At 68.2% G+C, this 23,906-nt stretch carries 22 protein-coding genes and 2 tRNA genes; 12 read left to right on the top strand and 12 right to left on the bottom strand.

The features are described from left to right. Positions 1–32: 32 nt before the first annotated feature. Positions 33–428, top strand: coding sequence for a hypothetical protein (locus E8A74_RS03045; RefSeq protein WP_136927377.1), 396 nt, complete (start codon positions 33–35; stop codon positions 426–428). A 49-nt stretch (positions 429–477) separates the two neighbouring features. Here E8A74_RS03045 and E8A74_RS03050 read toward each other — a convergent pair whose 3' ends face one another. Next, a complete protein-coding gene (locus tag E8A74_RS03050; protein WP_170228811.1) occupies positions 478–1,107 on the bottom strand; it encodes a DUF4304 domain-containing protein in 630 nt (209 codons plus the stop codon). Between the two features lie 19 nt (positions 1,108–1,126). Further along, positions 1,127–2,374, bottom strand: coding sequence for a hypothetical protein (locus tag E8A74_RS03055; protein ID WP_136927379.1), 1,248 nt, complete (start codon positions 2,372–2,374; stop codon positions 1,127–1,129). A gap of 516 nt (positions 2,375–2,890) precedes the next feature. On the opposite strand from E8A74_RS03055, the gene E8A74_RS03060 reads away from it, so the two are divergent. Further along, complete coding sequence (locus E8A74_RS03060) at positions 2,891–3,664, top strand: hypothetical protein (RefSeq protein WP_136927380.1); 774 nt, start codon at positions 2,891–2,893, stop codon at positions 3,662–3,664. Positions 3,665–3,700: 36 nt separating this feature from the next. Here the strand turns inward: E8A74_RS03060 and E8A74_RS03065 are convergent, their stop codons facing one another. Both E8A74_RS03065 and E8A74_RS03070 read right to left on the bottom strand, forming a co-directional pair. Beyond that, complete coding sequence (locus E8A74_RS03065; protein ID WP_136927381.1) at positions 3,701–4,141, bottom strand: GNAT family N-acetyltransferase; 441 nt, start codon at positions 4,139–4,141, stop codon at positions 3,701–3,703. Between the two features lie 56 nt (positions 4,142–4,197). Then, a complete protein-coding gene (locus E8A74_RS03070) occupies positions 4,198–4,695 on the bottom strand; it encodes a cysteine hydrolase family protein (RefSeq protein WP_136927382.1) in 498 nt (165 codons plus the stop codon). A 182-nt stretch (positions 4,696–4,877) separates the two neighbouring features. Here E8A74_RS03070 and E8A74_RS03075 point away from each other — a divergent pair, with 182 nt between their 5' ends. Continuing rightward, positions 4,878–6,272, top strand: a complete 1,395-nt coding sequence (locus tag E8A74_RS03075) for an ABC1 kinase family protein (RefSeq protein ID WP_136927383.1) — start codon at positions 4,878–4,880, stop codon at positions 6,270–6,272. A gap of 15 nt (positions 6,273–6,287) precedes the next feature. Then, the gene (gene selD / locus E8A74_RS03080; protein WP_136927384.1) at positions 6,288–7,337 is read left to right on the top strand and encodes a selenide, water dikinase SelD; all 1,050 of its coding nucleotides are present in this window, start codon (positions 6,288–6,290) and stop codon (positions 7,335–7,337) included. Between the two features lie 6 nt (positions 7,338–7,343). On the opposite strand, the gene E8A74_RS03085 is transcribed toward selD, so the two are convergent. The 3 genes from E8A74_RS03085 to E8A74_RS03095 all read right to left on the bottom strand — a co-directional run bounded on the left by E8A74_RS03085 (position 7,344) and on the right by E8A74_RS03095 (position 11,393). Next, positions 7,344–8,834 carry an NHL repeat-containing protein gene (locus tag E8A74_RS03085; protein ID WP_136927385.1) on the bottom strand — a complete coding sequence of 497 codons (1,491 nt, stop codon included), beginning with the start codon at positions 8,832–8,834 and terminating at the stop codon, positions 7,344–7,346. Further along, positions 8,834–9,793: a PEGA domain-containing protein gene (locus E8A74_RS03090; RefSeq protein ID WP_170228812.1), complete on the bottom strand. Its 960-nt coding sequence runs from the start codon at positions 9,791–9,793 to the stop codon at positions 8,834–8,836. The genes E8A74_RS03085 and E8A74_RS03090 overlap by 1 nt, the downstream gene beginning before the upstream one ends. A gap of 94 nt (positions 9,794–9,887) precedes the next feature. Beyond that, positions 9,888–11,393, bottom strand: coding sequence for a serine/threonine protein kinase (locus tag E8A74_RS03095; protein ID WP_136927387.1), 1,506 nt, complete (start codon positions 11,391–11,393; stop codon positions 9,888–9,890). 284 nt (positions 11,394–11,677) lie between these two features. On the opposite strand from E8A74_RS03095, the gene guaB reads away from it, so the two are divergent. Continuing rightward, on the top strand, positions 11,678–13,129 hold the full coding sequence (guaB, locus tag E8A74_RS03100; protein WP_136927388.1) for an IMP dehydrogenase: 1,452 nt from the start codon (positions 11,678–11,680) through the stop codon (positions 13,127–13,129). On the opposite strand, the gene E8A74_RS03105 is transcribed toward guaB, so the two are convergent. After that, on the bottom strand, positions 13,117–13,875 hold the full coding sequence (locus E8A74_RS03105) for a hypothetical protein (protein ID WP_136927389.1): 759 nt from the start codon (positions 13,873–13,875) through the stop codon (positions 13,117–13,119). The two genes, guaB and E8A74_RS03105, sit on opposite strands and share 13 nt — an antisense overlap. Positions 13,876–13,961: 86 nt before the next feature. Between E8A74_RS03105 and E8A74_RS03110 the strand changes: the two genes are divergently transcribed. Further along, positions 13,962–14,048 (top strand) — tRNA-Ser (locus E8A74_RS03110). A 69-nt stretch (positions 14,049–14,117) separates the two neighbouring features. Continuing rightward, positions 14,118–14,205: transfer RNA gene (locus tag E8A74_RS03115), tRNA-Ser, on the top strand. Positions 14,206–14,249: 44 nt separating this feature from the next. On the opposite strand, the gene E8A74_RS03120 is transcribed toward E8A74_RS03115, so the two are convergent. Genes E8A74_RS03120 through E8A74_RS03135 form a run of 4 tightly spaced genes read right to left on the bottom strand, consistent with a single transcriptional unit; the run spans position 14,250 to position 18,569 of the window. Further along, positions 14,250–15,500 (bottom strand): ABC transporter permease, encoded by a 1,251-nt coding sequence (locus tag E8A74_RS03120; RefSeq protein WP_232379346.1) that lies wholly within the window; start codon positions 15,498–15,500, stop codon positions 14,250–14,252. Continuing rightward, entirely contained in the window at positions 15,497–16,720 is a 1,224-nt protein-coding gene (locus E8A74_RS03125) for an ABC transporter permease (protein WP_232379347.1), read from the bottom strand. Before E8A74_RS03125 ends, E8A74_RS03120 begins: the two co-directional genes overlap by 4 nt. Further along, positions 16,720–17,838, bottom strand: coding sequence for an efflux RND transporter periplasmic adaptor subunit (locus E8A74_RS03130; RefSeq protein ID WP_136927391.1), 1,119 nt, complete (start codon positions 17,836–17,838; stop codon positions 16,720–16,722). Before E8A74_RS03130 ends, E8A74_RS03125 begins: the two co-directional genes overlap by 1 nt. Beyond that, a complete protein-coding gene (locus E8A74_RS03135) occupies positions 17,835–18,569 on the bottom strand; it encodes an ABC transporter ATP-binding protein (RefSeq protein ID WP_136927392.1) in 735 nt (244 codons plus the stop codon). Before E8A74_RS03135 ends, E8A74_RS03130 begins: the two co-directional genes overlap by 4 nt. 293 nt (positions 18,570–18,862) lie before the next feature. On the opposite strand from E8A74_RS03135, the gene E8A74_RS51810 reads away from it, so the two are divergent. The 5 genes from E8A74_RS51810 to E8A74_RS03155 all read left to right on the top strand — a co-directional run bounded on the left by E8A74_RS51810 (position 18,863) and on the right by E8A74_RS03155 (position 23,882). Further along, entirely contained in the window at positions 18,863–19,015 is a 153-nt protein-coding gene (locus tag E8A74_RS51810; RefSeq protein ID WP_170228813.1) for a hypothetical protein, read from the top strand. Between the two features lie 108 nt (positions 19,016–19,123). Next, positions 19,124–20,371, top strand: coding sequence for a radical SAM protein (locus E8A74_RS03140; protein WP_136927393.1), 1,248 nt, complete (start codon positions 19,124–19,126; stop codon positions 20,369–20,371). Positions 20,372–20,384: 13 nt separating this feature from the next. Then, positions 20,385–21,551, top strand: a complete 1,167-nt coding sequence (locus tag E8A74_RS03145; RefSeq protein ID WP_136927394.1) for an aKG-HExxH-type peptide beta-hydroxylase — start codon at positions 20,385–20,387, stop codon at positions 21,549–21,551. Next, entirely contained in the window at positions 21,548–21,766 is a 219-nt protein-coding gene (locus E8A74_RS03150; protein WP_136927395.1) for a hypothetical protein, read from the top strand. The genes E8A74_RS03145 and E8A74_RS03150 overlap by 4 nt, the downstream gene beginning before the upstream one ends. A 4-nt stretch (positions 21,767–21,770) precedes the next feature. Beyond that, a complete protein-coding gene (locus tag E8A74_RS03155; RefSeq protein ID WP_136927396.1) occupies positions 21,771–23,882 on the top strand; it encodes a peptidase domain-containing ABC transporter in 2,112 nt (703 codons plus the stop codon). Positions 23,883–23,906 lie beyond the last annotated feature (24 nt).

A 23,906-nucleotide genomic window follows, 5' to 3' on the forward strand; every position in this document is an offset into this window, starting at 1 on the left:
TACTCCGGTTGCAGCGGCCGAGCGTGCTCGACATGATGCGTTTCATGCTCGACGTTTCACGCCGTTTCGCCCTTGTCGTCACGCTCGCCGGAGCGGTGTTTACGCCAGGCTGCCGCGAGGCGGCGAGTCCGCCCCCGGGGGCCGAAGAGCCAAAGGCTGCGTCCGCGCCGAAGCAGGCCGAAGAGGGCGTCGAGACGCGCGAGGGCGAGCTTCATCCGAGCAAGGGATTCGGGTCGGTCGCCGATGTGTTGATCCCGCGCGACGACCTGAAAAAGCACCTCGGCGAGGATTGGCAGAAGACGACCGTGGGAAAACGCGTGCGGGTGCGGGGCAAGCTCCGGATTCACAAGTGCGGGCCGCAAGAGCAATGTCTCATTCAGGGCGAATTGCCCATTCTCACGCCGGATTCGATCGAGGTGCTCCCGTGAAGCAGCCCCCGAGCGCGCGTCTGCGGGCCGGCTCTCCGCAGCAAACGCGTCAGTCGTCGTCACATGAGAAGCGCGCCATGAACTTCTCGGGTCCGGAGCCAAAGCGCCTCTTGGTCTTCGCCTTCTCCCGCTCGAAGCATTCGCGGCACCTGTCCTTGCACCCGAGCCGCTTCCAGAGGATCGCGGCATAGAAGAGCTCGAGCGTATCGGCAAAGGGCACGACATGTCGGTCCTCCTTCTTTCGGGGCTGCGAGAGGAACTCCGCGACCGCGCGTTCGTCCGGAAATCGATCGAAGAAGGGCAGGGCCGCCGTCTCCACGAGCCGCCGCAGCTCCTGCCCTATTTCATCGTCCTTTTCGGGCCCATCGCTGGACGTGAGTTCAAACCACCCTTTGCCTCCCGGTATGAGCTGTTGGGGCCGCACGTTCAGGACTCCGTCCGCTGCGTCAGGCGCCTTGGGTTCGACGCTGCCCGGGCCCCAGTAGGCAGTTTTGACCCCCGGAACGTAAATCCCACAATTCGTCGTGAAGCTGTACTTCTCGGCCGTATTGAGGTCGTCACTCTCGTGTTGGAAGAGGTGCTGGACGCTCCCCAGCTCCCGCACGTACACGATTCCTCGTTTCTTGAAGCCCGCCGCATGGAGCATAGGCGTGACCCAGACCTTGAAGGTGTGACTCATTCGGTCCCGCAGGACTCGCTTAGGGTTCATAATAGATCACCCGTCCCTTCTTCTGATACGCGTCTTCGTACTTCTTCATCTGGCGTTTGCCCGCTTCTCTGCCCGTCGGCGTGTTCGGCTTCAGCTCGATCGGGTTCTCATTTGGTGTGAGCGCATCGGGCCTCAGCTCCTTGCCATCCTTCTTGATCCGCGGGTTTGGGTTCCACCCCTCTCCCTCCTTCTCCTTCACCTTCTTCTTGAACTCCTCATGCACCTCCCTCCCACGCTTGGTCGCCGGCGTCTCGCCTCCCCGCTTCGGTTTGGCCGGCGGTGGCGTGTCCGCCGCGCTCCCCTTGCCCCCCTGCCCTGCCGCACCCCCGTTCGGCTTCCCGACCGGCTTGGTCCTCGTCTTGACCGTCGACTTCGGCGCCGGCTGCGGCGAGCCACTCCCCGTTGACAAAGACTGCCCATGGTGCTTCCCGGCGGGCTTCTTCTTGTCCTTCGGAATGAAGTTCTGGTGCCTCGCATGGCAGACGCCCTGGAGGCACTCGTAGGCGCGATCGAGCCGCGCGGTCTCCTCCGGGGTTTGGCTCCACTCCTCATACCTCCATACTTCACCCGGCTGCACCTCGCTCGGGTCCTTCGGCACGGGCGCCTCGACCGGGCGCGGTCGATTCTCCGCGACGGCCGGCTCTCCGCCGGGCCGCTTGACCAGAATCCTCGTGCACGTACGTGAACCCGTGCCGCGGCGTTGCCGCGTCTGGCCTGGCTCCCGATACGCCGTGCACCGCTCCCGCTCCGGCGGTCTCGCAATTGGTCGCGGCAGCGGTTTCGGCAGCGGCTTCGGCCGCTCGGTCTCCTTGGTCTCGTCCTTCTTCTCTGCGCCCTCCTTCTCCTTCTCCGCGAGCTTCTTCTCCAGCGGGGGCGGCGGCGGCTTGTCGCAGGGGAGATGCTGGAACGCAATCCCTAGAAGCTTCCGGCTCTCGGAGGGCGCGTTGGCATCGTGGATATAAACGGCCTTGGCCTCGCGGCTCTCCAAGAGCTCGTCGAGCGAGAGGAACGTCGTTCGAGGCGTCCCGTCCCCCACGTCGTACCAATAACGCGCATTCGGGTCGACGTGGGGATGGCGCCGACAGATACGGAACAACCTGATTCCGTTCGGCGTTTTCTGCGCCCACGCCTGCGTATTCGTGCCTGTCGCGGCGCACCCGAGGAGCCATACCGAGACGCCAAAAGCGACGAGCACGAGGAGCCAAAGCCGTACAAAGCGGTTCGACAACCAGGCCATGGAAGTGCCTTCCGTGTGCGCAAGGCCTCACCCGGCCACCCCCGTGGCGCCGTGCGCGGGCCCGCGTTCTTCCTGGCGATCCGTTCTGCAACAGCCGCCGACGCTGGCGCAAGATCGAGCGTCGGCGGCTCGGACGCACAATGTCCGAAAGCACGAGATTGCACACCACCGCTCCCGCGCGGCAACCCCCTCCCCCGCGGATGCATCCCCAAACCCCGTCACGGCACGCCATCCACGTGTGACGGCACACGTTCTCCTCGCGAAGGCACGCTCGCTCCACCCGAAGGCAGGCCCTCGACGTGTGGCGGCACACATCGAACCCATGAAGGCACGCGCCGACCGCAGGAATGCAGCGCGCCGACGGGTGCATGCACGCGCGCGCTCCGCCGCGGCAGACGTCTCCGTCACAAAGGCACAATTTCAACCCATGAATGCACGCTCGGCTTCGTCGAACGCTCGCGCTGACGGCGCCTTGACAACCTCAGAACCGCGCACATGCGCAGGTAGGACACGAACATGCCCCTCGATCTCACGACGATCTCCCCCAAAGGCCGCGACCGTTACCTCCGCATCGGCCGCGCGTACGGGTCCAGCGACACGCTCAAGCAGGCGAACAAGACCCTCCACGCCCTCGATTCGTACGCGTCGGTTCTCCTCGACTGCGGGTTCGCCTCCGAAGACGTGGTGCTGCTCGAAGCCGCGCGGAATGCGCTGATCGACGCAGGCGTGGGGCGCGACGAGGCCGCCGGGAAAAAGAGGTCGACGAGCCAGGCTTATCTCGCCGCGACCACGGAAGCGAAGGCCGCGCGCGCACGCGCACGATCGGTCCTCGCAGCCACACACCGCGTGCTGGAGGACGCGGGGTACGAGGACGCGGCGCGCACGGTGGAGACGGCGCTCGATCGCGCGAGCGTGTTGCCCGACGACGCGGAGAAGCTCGCGACGCAGCTCGACTCGCTCCGGGCGACCTTGAGCCGCGAGACCGTGGTCGAGGTCGCGAAGAAGCGCGGGGGGATGACGGCGTTGCTATCGCTCGCCGCGGCCGCCGCCTCGCTGCGCAATGCCGCGGAGGCGCGCGAGGGGACCGGCACGCAGCTCTCCACCGAGCAGATGGATGTCATCGACGGGATCATCGTGACCCTGTGCCGCTCGGCGAGAAACACCGCGCGGCTGGCGGCAGCTTCCCAATCGCAACCCGCGCTCCTCAAGGCATTCGCGCTCACCCACATCAAGCCGCCAAGCCGCGCCGTCGAGGATGACAGCGCGGACGACGCCCCCGCGACGGGCTGACCGGCTGCCCCTCTCCCGCCCCCCCCGCGAGCTACATCATCCCCATCGCAGCGCCATGACCCACCGGGGGTCCTTCTCGCCGAAATAATACGGATCCTCGCCGATGACCTCGAATCCGAGGTTCCGGTAAAGCGTCACGGCCGGGTTGTCCGGGTGCACCGTGAGCTTGGCCGAGGACGTGCCGCGGGCCTTCATGGCCGCGAGCAGCTCGTGCATCAGCGCTTTGCCAATGCCGCGCCCCCGTGACGCGCCTCGAACGGCGAGGGAGAGGACCCACATGACGCTGGGCTCGTGCGAGGAGACGCCGAGGACGTATCCGTCGAGCGAGCCGTCTTCGCCGTCGGCCACGAAAAAGGTGTCGCCCCAGAGATCGAACGCCTGCCGGAAGAAAAAGTCCGGATAGACGTGCGTGCCGAAGACGTCGCGCTCGACGGCGAAGACGGCCCGGAGGTCGGTGAGGTCAGCGCGACGGATCATGTTGCGAGTACCTTCGAGCCATTTCGATGCCGTTGACGCGCCCCCTTCGCTGCCGATCAGCCGAGGACCTGCTTCAGCGCGCCATAAGAAATGACGTCGCCGATGCGCTCCACGAACGGAATGTTCTCCGCGACGCCGCTCGCGAGCGAGCCCCGAAGGAGGATCGGCGTGAAGTCGTGGTCGAGCGCGCCGCGATACGTGGAGAGCACGCAATGCTCGGCGCAATACCCGGTGAGGATGACGGTATCGACGCCGAGCTCGCGCAAGGCGCCCGCGAGCGGCGTCTTGTTGAACGAATTTCCGTACGTCTTGTGAATGTGCAGGTCCGAGGGGAGGACCTTCACGCTTTCGGGCACCTCGAAGCGCGTGGTGCCCGGGACCCGCTCGTCCTCTTCGCCGATGTCCTGCACGCAGACGACAGGCAGGTTTTTCGCGCGAAAGAGCGCGATGCCGGCATTGATGTACTCGATCGCGTTCGTCAGCGAGCGCGCTGTCTCGGGGCTTTCGTCGAAAAACTGCTTCTGTACGTCGATGACCAGGAGGGCAGGCTTCATCGGGAAACTCCTCGTCGCAGGCGCGTTCATGCGCGCCCGCGCACGGCAGGTGCGACCTTAGCGCGGCGGGACGAGGGTCGTCCACGGCACGATTTCCTCGGCGCGAGCAGCCATCTCCCTTGACGATGCTGGTCGACCAAGCCCAAGTAACGCTTGCGGCACCCAAGGCGCCGCGCCCCCGCATGGCCGACGACAAGCCCAAGGACAAGCCGCCGACCTCTCGACTCGGCCGGATCGCAAGGCTCGCGAGCCTCGCCCCGCGCTCGATCCCCTTCGCCCTCGAAGGCGCCAAACGCGCGCTCTCGAAGAGCCCTCGCACCGAGGACGAGGAGGCGGCCGCGAAAGAGCGCATGGCCGCCGAGGTCAAGAAGACCGCCGAGGCGATGCTGAAGACGCTCGGCGAGATGAAGGGCCTGCCCCTGAAGCTCGGCCAGATGGCGAGCTACATCGACGGCCTCGCCCCGCCCGGCCACGAGGACAAATTCCAGGCCGCGCTGAAGAAGCTCCAGGACAAGGCGCCGCCGCTCTCGGCCGAGTCCGCCGCGCAGATGATCCAGACCGAGCTCGGCGCGCCGCCCGAGGAGGTCTTCGCGAAGTGGGAGCGCGAGCCCTTCGCCGCGGCGAGCATCGGTCAGGTGCACCGCGCCGTCACGAAGGCGGGCGAGCGCGTGGCCGTGAAGGTGCAATACCCCGGGATCGACAAGGCGATCGAGAACGACCTGAAGAGCATCTCGCTGCTCGAGACGATGATCAAGCCGCTCTCGCGCAAGCTCAACGCGACGCAGACGCTCGACGAGATCCGGCAGGTCTTCCTGGCCGAGCTCGACTACGGCCGCGAGGCCGAGATGGCCGACCTCTTCCGCCGCCTCAACACGGACGAGCCCGACATCCTGATCCCCGAGGTCCACCACTCGCTCACGACGAGGCGCGTGATCACCACGAGCTTCGCCGACGGCGCGCCCTACGCCGACTTCTGCAAGGAAGGCAGCCAGGAGGCGCGCAACCGCGCGGGCGAGGCGATCTGGCGCTTCACGTTCCGGTCGATGCTCCGCTACGGCGTGCTCTACGCCGACCCGCACCCGGGCAACTACCGCTTTCTGCCGGACGGGCGCGTCTGGTTCCTGGATTTCGGCTGCGTGAAGATGCTGCCGCCCGACCTCGTGAACGACATGAAGCGCTACATGCGCGCCGCGCTCGACGGGGACTGGGTGGAGTTCGATCGCGCGTGCATCGAGGTGCTCGGCTACGACCCGAACGACGAGACCTGGGATCTCTACCGGAGCTACACGATGGAGCTCATGATGCCGCTCACGACGAAGGGCACGTGGGTCTGCTCGCGCGAGAAATCACGCGAGACGGTGCAGTTCCTGGCGCGCGGCATCAAGAGCCTGGCCTTCAAGGAAGGCGAGGCGATCCCGAACATCCCACACGTGCCGAAGATGCCGCAGGACTTCACGTTCGTGAACCGCCTGCAATGGGGCCTCGCCTCGGTGATGGCCGGGCTCGGCACGGAGGCGTCGTTCCGCACCATCAGCGAGGGCTGGATCCGCGACGGCGTGCACCCCATCCCTGCCTAGGACGTCGAGGCAACCATGACCGTACGGCTCACCCAGGTCGCCAAGCGCGCCGGCTGCGCGGCGAAACATCCGCCCGGGTATCTCTTCCCGCTCCTCCGAGGTCTGCCGCCGATCACCGATCCGAACGTGATGATCGGGACGAGCACCGCCGACGACGCGGCCGTCTACCGGCTCTCCGCCGACACGGCGCTCGTGCTGACGACGGACTTCTTCACGCCCGTCGTCGATGATCCGTACGACTTCGGCGCGGTCGCCGCGACGAACGCGCTCAGCGACGTGTACGCGATGGGCGGCAAGCCGCTGACGGCGCTGAACCTCGTGGGCTTCCCCGACGAAACCCTCGACGCCTCGATCCTCGCGGAGATCCTGCGCGGCGGCGCCGAGAAGGCGCGCGAGGCGGGGATCGATCTCGTCGGAGGTCACACGATCAAGACGGACGAGCCGATCTACGGGCTCGCCGTGACGGGCGTGGTGCATCCGGATCGCGTGGTGTCGAACGCGGGAGGTCGTCCGGGCGATCTGCTCGTGCTGACGAAGCCGCTCGGGATCGGGATCCTGACGACGGCCGCGAAGCAGAACAAGGACACGCGCGGCGCGATCGGGAAGGCGATCCAGCTCATGTCGACGCTGAACCGCGGGGCCTGCGAGGCGATGACGGCCGTAGGCGTGCACGCGGCGACGGACGTGACGGGCTTCGGGCTGCTCGGGCACCTGCGGAACGTGGTGGCCGCGAGCGGATGCGGCGCGACGGTGTGGCTCGACGCGGTGCCCGTCGTGGAGGAGGCGTGGGCCTACGTGAAGGAAGGCATCGCGCCCGGCGGGACACACGCGAACTGGCGCTTCCTGAAGGATCACGTGAGCTACGAGGACGGGATCGACAAACCCGCCGAGCTCGTGCTCTCCGACGCGCAGACCTCGGGCGGGCTGCTCATCGCGGTGGAGCCGGCCCGCGTGGACGCGCTCGTCCGGGAGCTCGAAGCACGCGGCACGCCGGCGCGGGCGATCGTGGGCAGGCTCGATGACGGGCCGGCCGGGAAGATCCGCGTCGCCGCGAAGCGCGGTTAGCCCGCGTCAGGGCGAGAGCGCGAAGACGAAGCCGTCGTTGCCGCTCGTGCCGCTGTTCGTCAGCACCTCATCCGCGGACAGCGACAGCGAGCGCTCGAACCAGCCGCCGACGAGGACCCGATCCTTGTTGTCGAAGCCGACGGTGGTCGCGCCCTGCCAGTCTTCAGCGCCAAAGCCCTTCCCCCACAAGACCTGCCCTGCCGCGTCGAGCTTCAGGACGAACACGTCGCTCGGCGATCCGCCGCTCTGGACGTTGGTGACCGCGTCCTCGCCGTAGAACTCGAGCACGCCACGGAACTCGCCGCCGACCACGATCTCGCCGCTCGGCGCGACCGCGATCGATCGGCCGGTCTGGTTGCCGTACGAGCCGAAGCGGCGGCTCCAGAGGTGCTTGCCCGCGGCGTCGAGCGCGAGCACGTAGAGGTCGGTGCCGCCCCGGCTCTTCAGCGTGGCGTTCCCGCCGAGGTCGAACGTGCCCGCGAACTCGCCCGTCACGAGGATCTCGTTCGACGGGCTGATCGCGAGGCCGTACGCGCGCTGATCCTCGGCCAGGCCGAAGGTCTTTCCAAACACGCAGGAGCCGTCCGGCGCGAGCCGCACGACGAACGCGTCGGAGCCGCCGTACTGCGGGAGCGTGCAGCCCGAGAACGTGAGCGTCTCGGTCAGGTTGCCCGCGACGACGATGTCGCCGCTCGGCATGACCTCGACCGACGCGCTCGGGTTGTTCGGGTCGTCGCTCGCCGCCCTGCCGACGCGCTGGTGCCAGAGGTGCTTGCCCGCGGGGTCGAGCTTGACGACGAAGATGTCCGTGCCGGGGTCCGGCGCGCTCGGGACGCCGTCGCCGAAGTCGACGGTCCCCTTCACCACGCCGACCACGATCACGTTTCCCTCCGGATCGAGGGCGACGTCGGTCGCGAACTGCACGTCGACGTCGCCGGCACGGTAGATCCACTGGGCCACGCCGCTCGTATCGAGCTTCATGGCGAACACGTCGAGGCCGCCGCCGAGCTCGGCGGCCGACTTCTCGTCGACGACGAGCGGGCCCTCCCACCCGCCCGCGAGCACGACGCTGCCGACCTTGTCGACCGCCACCGTCGACCGGATCTGGTTGTAGGTGTTGCCGAGCTGCTTGCCCCAGAGCGCGTCGCCCTCGACAGCGGACATCTTCACGAGGGCCGTGTCCACGACGCCCGCGGTCGTGAACGGCGCCCCCATGACGTTCGGGATCTCGATCTGGTTGTCGAAGTCCACCACGGCGAACAGGTGCCCCTCGTCGCGCAGGACGGCCATGTCGCGCACGACCTGGTGCGAGTCGATGCCCGTTTGGCCGAAGCTCTTCTGCCAGACGAGATCTCCGCCCTCGCGCCCGCCGCCGCCGGTCGTGGTGTTGGGGACCCGGGTCCCCGGCTGGGCGTCCTCGGCCGCGCACCCTGGCGCGCCGATCGCCGCAAGCCCGAGGGCCAGCGCGAGGAGAGCTCTGCGATCCGTGCGGTCCATCAGAAACGACCTCCGATCCCCGCGCCCGCGCCATCCGGGCCGACCCACGGCCACGTCGTGAGCTTCGCCGTGCGCGACGCGCCCGTCTTCGGCGCCGTGACGAACCCGACGACCGCCGCCGAGAGCGCCGCGACGCCCCCGATGCCGAGCCCGATGAAGAGGGCGTTGCTGCGGTTCTTGCGCGTGTTGTCGGGCGCGGGGTCGTAAAACGCGAGCGGCGGGCAGTTCTTCTGGACGTCGCCGTCGCAGATGCCCGACTGCTTGCCCTCGATGTAGGCCTGATCGATCCGGAACGCGGCCGCGCCCGCGAGCAGCGCGACGCCGGCGCCCCCGGCCGCCCATGCCCAGATCGGGATGCGCCGGCCTCCCGCGGCCTCTTCGTCGGTGCGCAGCGCGATCACGACGTCGAGGACCTTGCCCTCGGCGACCTCCACGGTCTGCGTGAACGGCTCGTAACCTGGTGCGTCGGCGCTGATCGACTGCTGGCCTGGATCCACGGGGATGACCGTGCCGAGCAGCGCGATGGGCACGTCCTTGCCGTTGTGCGTGACGCGCAGCCCCGGGGGCGCGCTGCCGTTGATGGCGATCTTGATGCGCGGCAGGCGCGGCTCGATCTTCGCGAGCCCCTTCTGCGCCACGTCCTCGAGCGCGCGCTTGCGCTCCTCCCCTTGTGTCTCGCGGTTCAGGACGATCGCGCGCTGGTAGGCCGACCACGCGAGCGCGAGCTTTCCTTCATGCTCGTAACATCGCGCGATGTTGAGCAGGGTGCTCGCCGCGGGGTAGAGGATCATGCTCGCCTCGAACTTGGCGCAGCCCTCCTTCCAGTTGCCGCGATCGAGCAGATCCCGGCCCGCCTGAAAGAGCGCGGCGGCCGCAGGATCGGGGACCGACGCGCTCTGCGCCTGCGCGGCGCGCGGCGGCGCCGCGACGAACGACGCTCCGAGGCACGCGAGGAGCACGGATCCGACGCGCGCACGTCGAGCGCCCGCCGAGCGGGTTTTCCGCGGGGAGCGAGCGACGTCTGTGCACGACAGCGCAGCGGGATCGCGTGGCTCAAAGCTCACGGAGCGGATCATACCCCGTTTGCTTCTTCGTCGTGCGCTTGGTCGCGGGGTTCGTCGTCGTGGTCGTCGGGCTTGCTGCCTTGCCCGTCGTCGCGGCCGCCGGCGTAGTGGCGCTTGCGGACGAGGGCGCCGGCGTTGCGGTCGTCGCCGCGGGAAGCGCCTCGGGCGCCGCGGCGCTCGAAGGCGCGCGGACCTCGGGGGCCGCCGCGACGACGGTCGGCGTGACGCCCCCTGCGGCCGGCGTGGTGGCCGTCGCGTCGGCCGGGCCGGAGAAGCGAAGGACGATCGCCGCGACGCCGATGCCCACGACAAACGCGAGGAGCAGCACGGCCCCGATCGTCTTGCGGTTCGACTTCTTCGCGGGCTGCGCGGCCGGGGTCGCCATCGCCGCGTTCGAGTACGGTCCGTACGGCGCGGCGCCCGGCGACCGGAGCGCGGGCGCGGGCGGGAGCGGCGGCACGGGCGCGGGCATGCCGGGGTTCGACGAAGGCGCGCCGGGCGTGGGCGGACGGTAGAGCCCACCCGCGAGCTTGCGGACCGAGGTCGCCGTGAGATCCCAGTCTCCAGACGAGGTCATCGGCCGCGCGTCGAGCGGGATGCCGAGCACCTGCGCGAGGGAGAGGACGAGGTCCGTGGCCTTCACGAACCGCCCGTCCGGCTTGGGCCAGGTCGCGCGGGTGAACCAGGCATCGAAGGCTTGCGGCAGCTCGACGCCGTAGCGGCGCGCGCGCACCGAGGCCGGCTCCTTCGCGCCCTCCACGATGTGCAAGAGCAGCGTGTAGAGCGACTCGAGCTTGCGGCTGTCTTCGAGCCAGTACGGTTCGCCGACGAGCAGCGCATAGGCGATGTGGGCGAGCGCGTAGAGGTCGGCGCGATGATCGATCGTGCCTTCGCCGAGGATCTGCTCGGGCGACATGTACGGCGGTGTGCCGAGGTTGATCGTCTGCTGCTTCATGCCGGCGTGCTGGCCGGAGGCGAGCACCTTCGCGATGCCGAAATCGAGCAGCTTGATGCGGGGCGTGCCGTCGTCGCGGTACGTGATGAAGATGTTCTCGGGCTTGAGATCGCGATGCACGATGCCCGCGGCGTGCGTCTTGTCGAGCGCGCGCGCGGCCTGCGAGAGCACGAGGACGATCTCGGGCGGCGAGAGTTTCCCCCGGTCGCCGAGCACGTTCGCGAGGTCGTCGCCGCGCAAAAGCTCCATCACGAGGAAGGGCGCGCCGGTCGCGGCGTCGACGTCGGCGTCGAACGTCTCGACGATGTGCTCGCTGACGATGTCGGCGGTGACCGTGGCTTCGAGCTTGAAGCGCTCGCGCATCTCGGGGCTGCCGACGAGGCCGGGCAGCATCACCTTGAGGGCGCGGCGGCGGAGCGTCTTCTGGTCGATGACCTCGTAGACCGCGCCCATGGCGCCGGTGCTGACGCAACGCACGACCTCGTAATGGCCGTGGAAGATCTTGCCGGGGGCGAGCAGCCCCGCATCCGGTTCCGCCAAGGGATCTTCCTTCTAAGCGTGCAGTCTTCCGCTTTCAATAGCCGCGCCGCGCCGCTCGCCTTCTCGCGCGAACGGCCGCCCGACGCGCGGAAAACAGGCGCGCTGAGCCGCCAAATTTACGTAATTGTTACAAATATTTACGACTATGCCGTGGGCACCGACACACCGATGCCCCGGATCCGTGGCGTTCGCGGCGGGCACGCGCTAGACCCGCCCCCCTCCGCTCGACGCTTGGGGGCTCCGCTCGGCAAGCGAGCTACGCCCCCAAACCCCCGAGGTAGCTGATGCTCGACGACAAGCTCCGCGAATGCCTGACCTTCGACGACGTGCTCCTGGTCCCGGCCTATAGCGAAGTGCTGCCGAACCAGGTGGACGTGCGGGCGCGTTTCAGCCGGCGCATCCCGCTGAACATTCCGCTCGTCAGCGCGGCGATGGACTCGGTCACCGAGGGACGCACCGCCATCGCCATGGCGCGCGCCGGCGGCATCGGCATCGTCCACAAGAACCTCACGATCGCGCAGCAGGCGCGCGAGGTCGAGCGCGTGAAGCGCGCCGAGAGCGGCATGATCACCTCGCCCGTGACCGTGCGCCCCGACGAGTCGCTGCGCGACGCGCTCGGCGTGATGAACGAGCACGACATCAGCGGCGTGCCCGTCGTCGAAGGCGGAAAGCCCGTCGGCATCCTGACGGCGCGCGACATCCGCTTCGAAAAGAACCTCGATCAGCCCGTCAGCGCGCTGATGACCCGCGAGCTCGTGACGGTGCCGCCGGGCGTCTCGAACGACCGCGCGAAGGAGCTGCTCCACGCGCACCGCATCGAGAAGCTGCTCGTCGTGGAGAACGGCAAGCTTATCGGTCTCATCACGATCAAGGACCTCCTGCAGGCCGATCGAAACCCGGACGCGCTGAAGGACGAGGCCGGCCGTCTGCGCGTCGGCGCCGCGCTCGGCCCGGGGCCGGACGCGGACGAGCGCGCCGAGGCGCTCGCGGCCGCGAACGTCGACGTGCTCGTCGTGGACACGGCGCACGGGCACTCGCGTGGCGTGCTGGACACCGTGAAGCGCGTGAAAAACCGCTTCCCGCACATCGACGTGGTCGGCGGGAACGTGGCCACGCCCGAGGCGGTCGAGGCGCTCGTCGACGCGGGCGCAGACGCGGTGAAGGTCGGCATCGGGCCGGGCAGCATCTGCACGACGCGTATCGTCGCGGGCGTCGGCGTCCCGCAGATCACGGCCGTCTCCGACTGCGCGCGTGTGGCCGATCGGCACGGCATCCCGATCATCGCCGACGGCGGCATCAAGTACTCGGGCGACGTGACGAAGGCGCTCGCCGCGGGCGCGTGGAGCGTGATGGTCGGCTCGCTCTTCGCGGGCACGGACGAGTCGCCCGGCGACCTCGTGCTCTACCAGGGCCGCAGCTACAAGGTGTACCGCGGCATGGGCTCGCTCGGCGCGATGCGCAAGGGCTCGAAGGATCGCTACGGTCAGGGCGGCGCGGCGGACGAGAAGCTCGTGCCCGAGGGCATCGAGGGCCGCGTGCCGTACCGCGGGTCGCTCGGCTCGATCCTGTTCCAGCTCGTCGGCGGCCTGCGCTCGGGCATGGGCTACACGGGCTGCTCGACGGTGGCCGAGCTGCGGCAGAAGGCGCGCTTCGTGCGCATCACGTCGCAAGGGCTCCGCGAGAGCCACGTGCACGACGTGATCATCACGGAAGAAGCGCCGAACTACCGCACGTAACGAGCGCTCGTCGGCGGCAGCGGCTTGTCGCGGCCCTCGCTGAGATCGAAGCGGTAGAGCAAGCCCACGCGGAAGAGGAGCGCGTTCGTCGTCCCGGCGCCGGGCGCGCAGCCCTCGATGACCTCGCTCGAAAGGCGGTAGGCGTCGAGGGATCCTTCGCCGGTGAACGAGACCTTTTTTCCGATCGGCACCTCGACGCCCACGGCGGCGCGCAGGCCGAGGTTCAGGCTGTCCGTCGCGGAGCAGGAGAAGGGCTGTCCGCCGCGGAGCCCTCCATCGACGAGGAAGACGCCGTCGGCGTGCGCGCTTTGCCAAACGGCGCCGAGGCCCACGCCGAGGAACGGCACGATGGGCTCGAGGCCGGAAAAACGCACGCGGACCGAGGCCCACGCGGTGTCGGTCGAGCGCGCGATGCGCACGGCGCCGAAGGGCACGACGCCGCTGTCCTCGCGGCCGAGGCCCACGTGCTCGTACGTGAGCCCGATCGAGAGGGGGTGCAGGAGGTAGGTGAGCCCGAGGCCGAACAGGGTCCCGCCGCGCTGCGTGACCGGGAAGAGGGGCGCGTCGCCGAGGCGAACGCCGCCGCCGACCGACGCCGAGAGGTCGAGCGCGGTCTGTCGGGGCTTCCTCGGCTGGGCCGTCGGGGCGGCCTGGGCACGCGCCTCCTCGGCTCCGAGGAGGGATACGAGGAGCGCGGCTGCGCCAAACGCGCGGGCCTTCCGGGCCTTCGGGGCGAGCGGGGGCATGGCCCGAGCCATACGCTGGATATTTCTTCGTTGGCAAGGACGGACGACGCTTGACCAGGCGGCCGCCTTTTGCCATCTTCGCCCGCGGAGAGGTGACCGAGAGGCCGAAGGTGCCTGATTCGAAATCAGGTGTACCCTCACGGGTACCGCGGGTTCGAATCCCGCTCTCTCCGCACAGACCAGCGTAAACGTGACGCGCGCCGATGGCTCCTAGCTACCGGCGCGTTGTCGCGAGTGCGCTTGGAGAGGTGACCGAGTGGTCGAAGGTGCACGACTGGAAATCGTGTGTACGGCAACGTACCGCGGGTTCGAATCCCGCCCTCTCCGCCAAGAACGATAACGCGCTCGATGATGCGTCCGGACGCACGCCGCACCTACTCGATGCGGAGCGCCTCGATGGGATCGAGCCGCGCAGCACGCCAGGCTGGGTAGAAGCCGAAGATCACGCCCGTCACGAGCGCGAGGCCAAGACCGAGGCCGATGGACCACGGCTCGACGTGGTGATCCCAGCGGCCCACCACCTGCGTCATCACCTGGGCCAAGAGCCACGAGATGCCGACGCCGCCGAGCACGCCGAACGCGCCGCCGATGGAGGAGACGGCCGCGGCTTCGAGGAGGAACTGGGCCAGGATGGCGCGGCGTGGCGCGCCGACGGCGCGGCGGATGCCGATCTCGCGCGTCCGCTCCGTCACGGTCACGAGCATGATGTTCATGATGTTGATGCCGCCGACGAGCAGAGCCATGAGGCTCGTGCTCAGGAGCAAGAGCTCCACGACGCTCAGGATGAGCCGATCCTGACTGCTGCTCTCGTCGTCCTCGATCTTGAAGTTCTTCACGCCGAGGTGCCTGCGCAGGAGCGTCGACGAGACGATGCTCCGCAGCGTGGAGAGCGGCGTCGTCACCTCGGCCGTGTCCGTTCGTCGCACGTAGATGCGGTTCACCGCGTGGTTCGGCGAGAGGATCGCGTCGTAGGTCGTCTCGGGGACGAGCACCTTCCGGTTCCAGATGTCGGTGCTGTCCGTCGAGCCGAAGATCGGACGATTCACGAGCACGCCGATCACCGTCCACGTGTGCCCCTCGACGAGGATCCGAGGGAGTTCGTCGGCTTCGAACCCCGCGAAGCCCCGATCGCCGAAGAGCTTCTGCCAGACCTCATGGCCCAGGATGCAAACCCTCGCGCGACGTTCGAGGTCCGCGTCGACGAAGAAACGACCTCGCGCAAGTTCGAGGCGATAGAGCGAGCGCGCGGCCGGCGTGGCGCTGACGAGCGTGATGCTCGTCTTCTTGTCGCTCGCGTGTGCCTCCGTTCGCTTCGTCGACTCGCTCTGCGCATCAAAGCCGCGGATGCCGCCGGACGCGCGGAGCGCGCGGGCATCGTCACGCGACAGTTCACGCCGCGTGCGCTTGCGGTCTCGCGCGTTGGCCTCTTCGCGGCGCACCTGGACGAGGTCGCTCTCGGTGGCCTCCTGGCTGGCGCGCAGCAGCGCGGCTTCGCCGCTTCGAAGGAGCGAGGCGAGGACCACGATGGAGCCCGATCCGATCATCACGCCGAGCAGCGTGAGCAGGGCGCGCAGCCGCCCGCCGACGACGAACCGCACGGACCGGAGCAGATCGAGGAACCTCATCGACGCATCGCCACGACAGGATCGAGGCCACCCGCGCGACGCGCCGGCAACCAGCCAAAACCCACGCCCAGGCCGAGCGAAACGAGCAGCGCGGCCGTGGCCGCTCCCGTCGAGACGGAGCCGACCCAGGTCGGGATGGCCGACGCGACCAGCGGGGCCGCGACCAGCGCGACGAGCGCGCCTGCGGCCGTGCCGAGCAGACCGCCGAAGCCGGAGAGGAGCATGGCCTCGACGAGGAACTGCGCGCCGATATCGCGCGGCGTCGCGCCGAGGGCCTTGCGGATCCCGATCTCGCGCACGCGCTCCGAGACGCTGACGAGCATCATGTTCATCACGCCGATCCCGCCGATCAGGAGCGCGACGCCGGCGATCAGGCCGACGACGGCCTCCATGATCAGGAAGATCATCTCGAACTTCCCCATGATCGAGCTGAAGTCGTAGATCGTGAAATCGTCGACGCCGCGATGGCGCGCGACGAGGCGCGCGTTGACGATGCGCTTGACCGCGTCGTTCTGCGTCGCGTCGTCGGTCTTCGCGACGACCGTCGTTTCGAATCGCGTGCGCGGCAAAAGCTCCGCCACGGTCTCGAGCGGCGCGATGAGCAGGTCGACCCAATCGAACCCGAACCCGACGCCGAAGCGCTCGTTGTTCGCGAGGACGCCGACGACCCGGCACCGCAACACGCCGATGGTGACGTTTTGCCCGAGCGGATCACCATCCCAGAGTTTTTCCGCGAGCTTGTGGCCGACGACGCAGACCCGCGCGTGGCGTTTGTTCTCCTCCTCGGTGAACGCGCGGCCTCGACCGATGCGCATCCCGTATGCCGCGAAGAAGCTCTCGTCGCTGGCGACGAGGGACGTGCGCTCCTGTTTCCCTTTCGACGAGAGGATGTCCTTCGTGCCCAGCGACGCGTACATCGCCGTCTCGACGACATGCGGGACCTGATCGAAGTACCGCGCCTTGTCGCGCAGTTCGAAGCCGAGCGTGTACATGCCCTGCTTGCGCGCGGCGCGCTCCGGCACCTTGGGCACGAAGAGGAGCAGCCGAGCGCCGCCGATCTCCTCGATGCCGCGGCTGAGCGTCTGGAGCCCGCTCTCGGCGAGCGACGACATGAGGACGATGGCGAACGCGCCGATCATGATGCTCGTGACCGTCAGGAGCGAGCGGAGCTTGTGCGCCACGAGCGCCTTGGCGGCGATCACGAGGTGACTCGTCCACATCACATCTGCGTCTCGTTGGCGGCGGCAGACCCCGGCTCGAGCAGGACGCGGTTCCCCTCCTCGATCCCGCGCACCACCTCGACCTCGCGATCGGTGCGCGCGCCGAGGACGACCTCGACCTCCTCCGTCGTTTGTCGGCCCTCGGGGCCATCGTGGACGCGCGTGACGCGCGCCTTGCCGCCGCTCTCCCGGACCGCCTCGATCGGCAGCGTGAGGACGTCGCGGCGTACGTCGAGACGAATCCGCACGTCGGCGGACATCCCCGGCTTGATCTGCGCGTCGGCCGCCGTGAGCTCGGCCTCGATCGGGAACACGTCCACGTCCCTGCCCTGCGGGCGCGTCGACGCCGGCGCGATCTTCGTCACGCGCGCCTCGTAGGTTTTCCCGGGGAGCGCGTCGAGCGTCAGGGTCGCGGCCTGCCCGAGTTGAATCTTCGCCACGTCGATCTGATTGACCTCGATTTTGACGACCAGCGTCGAGAGGTCGGCCACGACGAGCAGCGCCTCGCCATTGAAGGTGGCCTGCACGCCGGGCGTCACGACCTCCCCCGGCTCGATTCCGCGCTGGATCACCGTGCCGGCCATCGGCGCGACGATCTTCGTGTATCGAAGGCGATCCCGGGCGATGTCCACCGCGACGCGCGCCTGCCGCACGGAGATGTCCTTCGTGGCCAGGTCGTGCCGGGCCGCATCGAGCTCGTGCGCGGGGACGACGGACCCCTCGACACCCGCGGTTTTCCGGCCGAGGACGAGTTTGGCATAAGCAACGGACGCCTGCGCGTTCGCGAGCTCGGCTTCGGCGCGGGCGAGCTCGCGTTGATAGTCCGTCGGATCGAGGACGACGAGCAGGTCTCCCTTTTTCACCTGCGCGCCTTCGTCCACGAGGACCTCGGCCACCTGGCCAGGGACCTTCGATTTGAGCTCGACCTTGTTGCGCGCCTCGACCTTCCCGGTCTCGACCACCTCCAGGACCAACTCCGAGCGTTTCGCCGTCACGACGAGCGCGGGGTCGAGCGGGGCCGCTCCTGCGCCGCCCCGCTGCGAAATGACGACGCCGAGGGCGACGATCACGACGAGCGCGAAGAGCCACGGCCACCGCCGTTTCCGCTTCGCGCTCATGCCGTGGCTCCCTGCGCGGCTGCGGCCGCCCCTGGGTCGGCCTCGACAGACCTCGCCACGTCGGAGAGCAAGGTCCCGTCCTTGAAGGTGATGACCCGGTCCGCATAAGCGGCGATGGCCTCGTCGTGCGTCACGACGACCACGGTCATTCCCTGGGCGTGGAGCTCGCGAAAGAGGCCCATCACCTGCACCGTCGTGGCGGAGTCGAGCGCCCCCGTGGGCTCGTCGGCGAGCAGGAGCAAGGGCTCATTGACGATCGCGCGGGCAATGGCGACGCGTTGCTGCTGGCCGCCGGAGAGCTGGTTCGGCAGATGATCGATACGCTCGGCGAGGCCGACGCGCACGAGCGCGCGCCGCGCGCGTTCTCGGCGTTCCGATGGCCGGATACCCGAATAGATCATCGGCAGCTCGACGTTCTGGAGGGCGTTGTCCCGGGGCAGGAGGTTGAACGACTGAAAAACGAACCCGATCTTGCGGTTTCGGAGGTGCGCGAGCTCCACCTCGTCGAGCGCCCCCACATCCTCTCCATCGAGACGATATCGCCCCTCTGTCGGCCGGTCGAGGGTCCCGATGACGTTGAGCATCGTCGACTTCCCCGACCCGGAGGCGCCCATGATGGCGACCATCTCGCCCTTCCCGATCTCGAGCGAGACATTGCGGAGCGCGTGCACCTCGATCTGCCCCATCCAGTACACCTTCGTGATCGACTCGATCTGGATCAGGGGATCCATGAACGGAACCTCTTCCGGCCGTAGCGGTCGCGCCCGCGGAAGGGGCCGATGCTACGAGACTTCGTCTCACGCCACCCAGAAATTTCATCGCTCCGCACAAAAAACGCAGGAACAGCATCGTCGCAGGCTTCCCCGAGCATTCCGTTGCAACATAAATTGAATTCTACAACACGCGCCCACCCCAAGCCTTCTCCGAAGACGACGCGCCAACGAATGTTCTTGTGGGACGACGCGGAGATTGATAATTCTGGGTATTGCTCCTCACCGGAGTAATTCACGAGCAGGAGAAAACCATGAACGACATCGAGAAGCAGATCCAGGATCGTCTCGCCGACGAGGACAGCATGGACTTCGAAGGTGCCGAGGACCTCATCGAGGCCCACATCGACGAGGTCACGGGCGGCGGCTTCAGCCTGCACGTCCAGTTCAAGCAGCAGCAGAAGTAAACCTCCACCACGTGGAGTGAGTCCGCTGGGCGCGGCCTCCTTCTTTATAAGGAGGCCGCGCTCGGTGGCTCGAACGCGGGCCTTGGATACGAAAGGAATCAGCGCGAGATGCTTCAGGACATCCGTCGAACCGCCGAGTATCTGAACATCGTATTCAAGGTAAGTGAGCGCTGCAACCTCAAGTGCGACTATTGTTATTTCTTTTTCGCCGGCGACGACAGTTGGAAGAAGCATCCCCCGCTTGTGTCGCCCGAGGTCGTCGACGCTCTCGGGGCGTTCTCGGCGCGAGCGGCGAAGAAGTACGGCATCGAGCGGGTGACGCTCATCTTTCACGGCGGCGAGCCGCTGCTGATGCCACGCGCACGATTCGCGGACATGTGCGAGAGGCTCCGCAAGCACGAAGACGGATTCCGCTTCGACTTCGGCCTGCAAACGAACGGGGTCCTCGTCCGCGACGAGTGGATCGATCTCTTCGAGAAATATCAGATCTCCGTGGGTGTATCGCTCGACGGGCCACCCGCCGTGAACGACAAGCACCGGCTCGACCTCAAGGACCGCGGCTCGTATGACCGCACGGTCGCGGGGCTACGCCTGCTCCAGGAGGCCGCTGCACAAAAAAGGATCAGCGCGCCTGGGCTCCTCGCGGTGATCAACCCCGGGGCCGACGGCGGCGCCGTGTACCGTCACTTCGTCCACACGCTGGGCGTGAACGACATGAGCTTTTTGACCCCGGATTACACGTGGGATTCGGGCGTGAACGAGGAGATCGTCCGCGGCGTCGAGCGATATTTGCTCTCGGCGTGCCGCGCGTGGCTGCGCGACAAGAACCCCAAGGTCCACATCCGCGTCTTCTCGGAGCTCCTGTCCGCGATGGTGAGCTCGCAAGCCATGGACCTGCTCCGAACGTATCGCGACGACTATCGAAACATCATCTCCGTCTCGTCGAACGGCGACCTGGCCCCCGAGGATACGCTGCGCGTCGTCGATCCGCGCTTCGCCTCCATGGGCCTCAATATCGAGACCCATGGCCTCGAAGACCTCGTCGAGTCGGACGCCTGGCGCGAGCAGGCCGAGGCGTCGCTGAGGCGACCGGAAGGGTGCAAGGCGTGCGGATGGTGGAACATCTGCAAGGCCGGGCGACCGATCAATCGTTTCTCCAAGGCCCTCCGGTTCGACAACAAGTCGCTGTATTGCAAGGGCCTGCAGGACATCTACGCCGAGATCGCCGCATTCCTCGTCCGGAACGGGATTCCCCTCTCCGAGATCACGAGCAGGATCGCCGCGATCGACCCTGCGCCCGCGCCCGAACCGGGGGTCGCCCCGGAAAACGGGCAACTGGCGTCCCCTCCACGCTGAGCCGGACAAACCCATGGCAGACATCTCCTCCCACGCGGACATCTTCGCGTCGCCCGTCCACGGCGACGCCGTCGGCGCCGTGCGTTCGCTCGCGGCAGGTCGCCTCCATGCCACGCGCCGCCGGGTGGCGGACGTATTGACGCGGGCCGGAAAGGACGAGGCCGCCCGCGCCCTCGTCGCGTTCACCCCGGGCCGAGGCAGCGCGTGGCGCCCCGAGATGGGTTTGGCCCTGCTCGCCCTGCGAAACGACGCGCCCGCGCTCGCCGCGCTCCAGCTCGCCGCGCTCCACGGCGGCATGGGCGGGTCGGGCGTCGTGGAGGTCGATATCGACACGCCGCAATGGCTTTACCTCGACGGGTGGCTCGAACCCATTCAAGGGGCGTGTCGCCTCACGGCGGGGGAAAACAAGACGACCGTTCATTCGGACCTGGGCCACGCGACGTACGTCCTCTCGGCGGAGAAAAACCTCGTCCCGGCCGAGGCGCCGGGCGGCCCGTGGAGGGTTTTTCCGAGCGGCGGTCTCGCGCCGCGGTACGTCACGGTCAGCGGGCTGCGCCATTCCGTCGAGGGATTCCCCTGGATGGCGGCCCCCCCGCCCGCCCCGCCTGCGACCGTAGCCGCGCCGCAGGAGCGCATCGACGTCATTCGCGCCGCGTGGCGGCTCTTGCTGGAGAGCGCGCCGCTCTTCGCGCCGTGGGTCGCGAGCACGGCCGCGGGGTGCTTGCTCCTCGACCGGAGCGGAAGTCACGAGGCCCAATCCGGCAGCTCCTACGATCATCCCGGGCTCATTGCGATCGAAACGCCCGACGACGCGGCGTTCTGCGGCGAGCTTCTCGTCCACGAGTGCGCCCACCAGCACATGCTGCTCTACTCGATGGTCGCACCGTTCGTGCAGACAGGGAGCGACGAAGTGTACTACTCTCCCATCAAGCGGGCGCACCGGCCGATCGAGCGGGTCCTCTCCGGGGCGCACGCGGTGGGGAACATGATCGTTTACTACCACGCGCTCCGCCGGACGACCGGGCTCGACGCTGCCTCGCAGGATCGATTCAACGTCCATCAGCGCTGGTTCGACGAGGATTACCGGCCCGCCCTCGACCAGAGCAAGACCCTCACGGAGAGCGGCCAGCGATTCTGGCGGGGCGTGTGCAACGCGGTCGATTCCGCAGCACGACAATGAGCGAAAGCAAGGCGAGCGAGAGCCAGGAAAAAGGCGGCAAGAGCAACCGGCGGGACAATCATCGACTCTACCGCCCGGAGGCGGTGGCCGCGCACGCCACGCGTGGCGCCGGCGAGCCGTGGGAAGGCCGGCTGCCCGCCGAGCATGGGATTCTCGCCGTCCTGACGTTGCTGGCGGCGGCCGGCCTCGTCGCGTTGTATTGGGGAGCCCGCTGAGCCCATGGCCAGCGTCGCCGAAAGCGAAGCCTCGCCCCCCCGCCCCGCGCGAGCCGTCCCCATCATTCTGCAAGGAGAGCCCAGCGAATGCGGGCTCGCGTGCCTCGCCATGGTCGCCTCTTCCTGGGGGCTCGAGGCCGACCTCGCGGCGCTTCGCGCGAAGCTCACCACCACGCCGCGTGGACTCAGCCTGCGCATGCTGATGAGCCTCGCGGCGGCGCTCGGCCTCGCGGCGCGCCCCGTGCGCATCGGCCTTCACCGCCTCGGCGATCTGAAGACGCCCGCCATTCTCCACTGGAACATGGACCATTTCGTGGTCCTGGAGAAACTCACGGGCGACGTCGCGTCGATCGTGGACCCTGCGCGGGGCCGCGTGCGCATGAAAATCGACGCGGTATCGCCCTCCTTCACCGGGATCGCGGTCGAGCTCACGCCCACGGATGCGTTCTCCCGCGAGCCCATCGCGCTCTCGCGGAGCTTCCGGCGGGCGTGGATCGACGACCCGCACCTGCGCTCGGTCGCGCTTCGGGCCCTGTGGCTCACGGTCCTGCTCCAGGCATCCATTGTCTCCCTGCCTTTCGCATATCGGTCCCTGATCGACCGTCACCCCACGGCCGGCACATCGGACCCAGCGATGCTGACGATCCTCACGGGCATTGCCTTGATGATCGTGGTGCAGGCAGGCGCGTCGTGGACACGCGGGGTGCTGGTCACGCGGTTCGGCAATCTCTTCGTCCACCGCGTCTCCGCGCACATCGTCGGGCGTCTCTTCTCGCTCCCGGTGTCCTTCTTCCAGCGTCAGATCCTCGGCGACGTGCTCGCGCGCGTCCGATCGGTCGACGCGATCCGGCGCTTCGTCACCGATCGGGCGATTCCCCTGCTCATCGACCTCGCGGTCAGCGTGGTGACCGCCGCGCTGATGATCCGGTTCAGCCCGAAGCTCGCTGCGATCGTGATCCTCGGCCTCGCGATCGAGACCACGATGCGGTTCGCAGCGCTGCCGCGGCAACGCGAGCTCTCCGACGAGCTCTTGCACGCCGAAGGAAAAGAGCTCGCCCGCCTCCTCGAATCGATCCGCGCGGTGCAAGCCATCAAGCTCGCGGGGCGCGAGGCCCAGCGGTTCGCGTTGTGGGAGAACGACCTCGTCCGTGTCCTCAACGCCAACATGCGCCTGAGCCGCCTGCAGACCGGCGTGGAATCGGCAGCGTCCACCATCGGGGCCCTCGAATGGGTGCTCGTCCTCGGCATCGGGGTGCTCGGCGTGGGCGCCGATCCCGTGCCGCTCGGCACCCTCTTCGGCTTCCTCGCGTATCGCGGCGTGTTCCGTGAGCGGTTCGGGACGCTCACCGAGAACCTGTCCTCCCTGCAGCTCGTCGGCGTCCACCTGCGTCGGCTCGACGACCTCATGCTCGCCGAAGCGGAGCCCGTGGGCGGACGCGACATGCCGGTCGACGGCGCGGGCGCGCTGTCGCTGAAGAACGTCCGCTTCCGGTACGCGGCGACGGAGCCGCTGGTGCTCGACGACGTCTCGCTGGAGGTCCCGGCCGGCGCGTGCGTGGCGATCGTGGGTCCGTCCGGGAGCGGGAAGTCCACGCTCATCAAGATCATCCTTGGCATCGAGACGCCGAGCGAGGGCGACGTGCACCTCGACGACGCCTCGATCCGCGACGTCCACCGGCACGGCTGGCGAGAGCGCTTCGGCACCGTCATGCAGGACGACACGCTGCTCGCCGGCTCGATCGCCGAGAACATCGCCTTCTTCGACGCGACGATCGACATGGACCGGGTCCGCGCAGCGGCCCGCGACGCCTCGATCGCCGACGAGATCGAGGCGATGCCGATGGAGTACGGCACGCTCGTCGGGGACATGGGCGCGCAGATCTCAGGGGGCCAGCGGCAGCGGATCCTCATCGCGCGCGCCCTCTACCGCCAGCCGAAGATCATCCTCTTCGACGAGGGCACGGCGAACCTCGACGCCGACAACGAGACGCGCATCGCGGCCGTCCTCGCCAACCTGGCGCCGACGCGCATCGTCGTCGCGCATCGTTCGCACCTCGTCTCGGTCGCCGACATCGTCTACGAGGTCCGCGGCGGACGCGTCACCCGGATGCGCTGAGCCGGATCGAGCCCCCCGCGGTCG

Origin of the sequence: Polyangium fumosum, assembly GCF_005144585.1 — a bacterium.
Taxonomy (GTDB): Bacteria; Myxococcota_A; Polyangia; order Polyangiales; family Polyangiaceae; genus Polyangium; species Polyangium fumosum.

Bases quoted from the DNA above. Each gene is read 5' to 3' on its own strand.
- E8A74_RS03140 (WP_136927393.1), top strand. From the start codon at position 19,124: ATGCTTCAGGACATCCGTCGAACCGCCGAGTATCTGAACATCGTATTC.
- E8A74_RS03120 (WP_232379346.1), bottom strand. From the start codon at position 15,500: ATGAGGTTCCTCGATCTGCTCCGGTCCGTGCGGTTCGTCGTCGGCGGG.
- E8A74_RS03050 (WP_170228811.1), bottom strand. From the start codon at position 1,107: ATGAGTCACACCTTCAAGGTCTGGGTCACGCCTATGCTCCATGCGGCG.
- E8A74_RS03155 (WP_136927396.1), top strand. From the start codon at position 21,771: ATGGCCAGCGTCGCCGAAAGCGAAGCCTCGCCCCCCCGCCCCGCGCGA.
- guaB (WP_136927388.1), top strand. From the start codon at position 11,678: ATGCTCGACGACAAGCTCCGCGAATGCCTGACCTTCGACGACGTGCTC.
- E8A74_RS03085 (WP_136927385.1), bottom strand. From the start codon at position 8,834: ATGGACCGCACGGATCGCAGAGCTCTCCTCGCGCTGGCCCTCGGGCTT.
- selD (WP_136927384.1), top strand. From the start codon at position 6,288: ATGACCGTACGGCTCACCCAGGTCGCCAAGCGCGCCGGCTGCGCGGCG.
- E8A74_RS03105 (WP_136927389.1), bottom strand. From the start codon at position 13,875: ATGCCCCCGCTCGCCCCGAAGGCCCGGAAGGCCCGCGCGTTTGGCGCA.
- E8A74_RS03150 (WP_136927395.1), top strand. From the start codon at position 21,548: ATGAGCGAAAGCAAGGCGAGCGAGAGCCAGGAAAAAGGCGGCAAGAGC.
- E8A74_RS03055 (WP_136927379.1), bottom strand. From the start codon at position 2,374: ATGGCCTGGTTGTCGAACCGCTTTGTACGGCTTTGGCTCCTCGTGCTC.
- E8A74_RS03145 (WP_136927394.1), top strand. From the start codon at position 20,385: ATGGCAGACATCTCCTCCCACGCGGACATCTTCGCGTCGCCCGTCCAC.
- E8A74_RS03065 (WP_136927381.1), bottom strand. From the start codon at position 4,141: ATGATCCGTCGCGCTGACCTCACCGACCTCCGGGCCGTCTTCGCCGTC.
- E8A74_RS03125 (WP_232379347.1), bottom strand. From the start codon at position 16,720: ATGTGGACGAGTCACCTCGTGATCGCCGCCAAGGCGCTCGTGGCGCAC.
- E8A74_RS03075 (WP_136927383.1), top strand. From the start codon at position 4,878: ATGGCCGACGACAAGCCCAAGGACAAGCCGCCGACCTCTCGACTCGGC.
- E8A74_RS03045 (WP_136927377.1), top strand. From the start codon at position 33: ATGATGCGTTTCATGCTCGACGTTTCACGCCGTTTCGCCCTTGTCGTC.
- E8A74_RS03070 (WP_136927382.1), bottom strand. From the start codon at position 4,695: ATGAAGCCTGCCCTCCTGGTCATCGACGTACAGAAGCAGTTTTTCGAC.
- E8A74_RS03135 (WP_136927392.1), bottom strand. From the start codon at position 18,569: ATGGATCCCCTGATCCAGATCGAGTCGATCACGAAGGTGTACTGGATG.
- E8A74_RS03130 (WP_136927391.1), bottom strand. From the start codon at position 17,838: ATGAGCGCGAAGCGGAAACGGCGGTGGCCGTGGCTCTTCGCGCTCGTC.
- E8A74_RS03060 (WP_136927380.1), top strand. From the start codon at position 2,891: ATGCCCCTCGATCTCACGACGATCTCCCCCAAAGGCCGCGACCGTTAC.
- E8A74_RS51810 (WP_170228813.1), top strand. From the start codon at position 18,863: ATGAACGACATCGAGAAGCAGATCCAGGATCGTCTCGCCGACGAGGAC.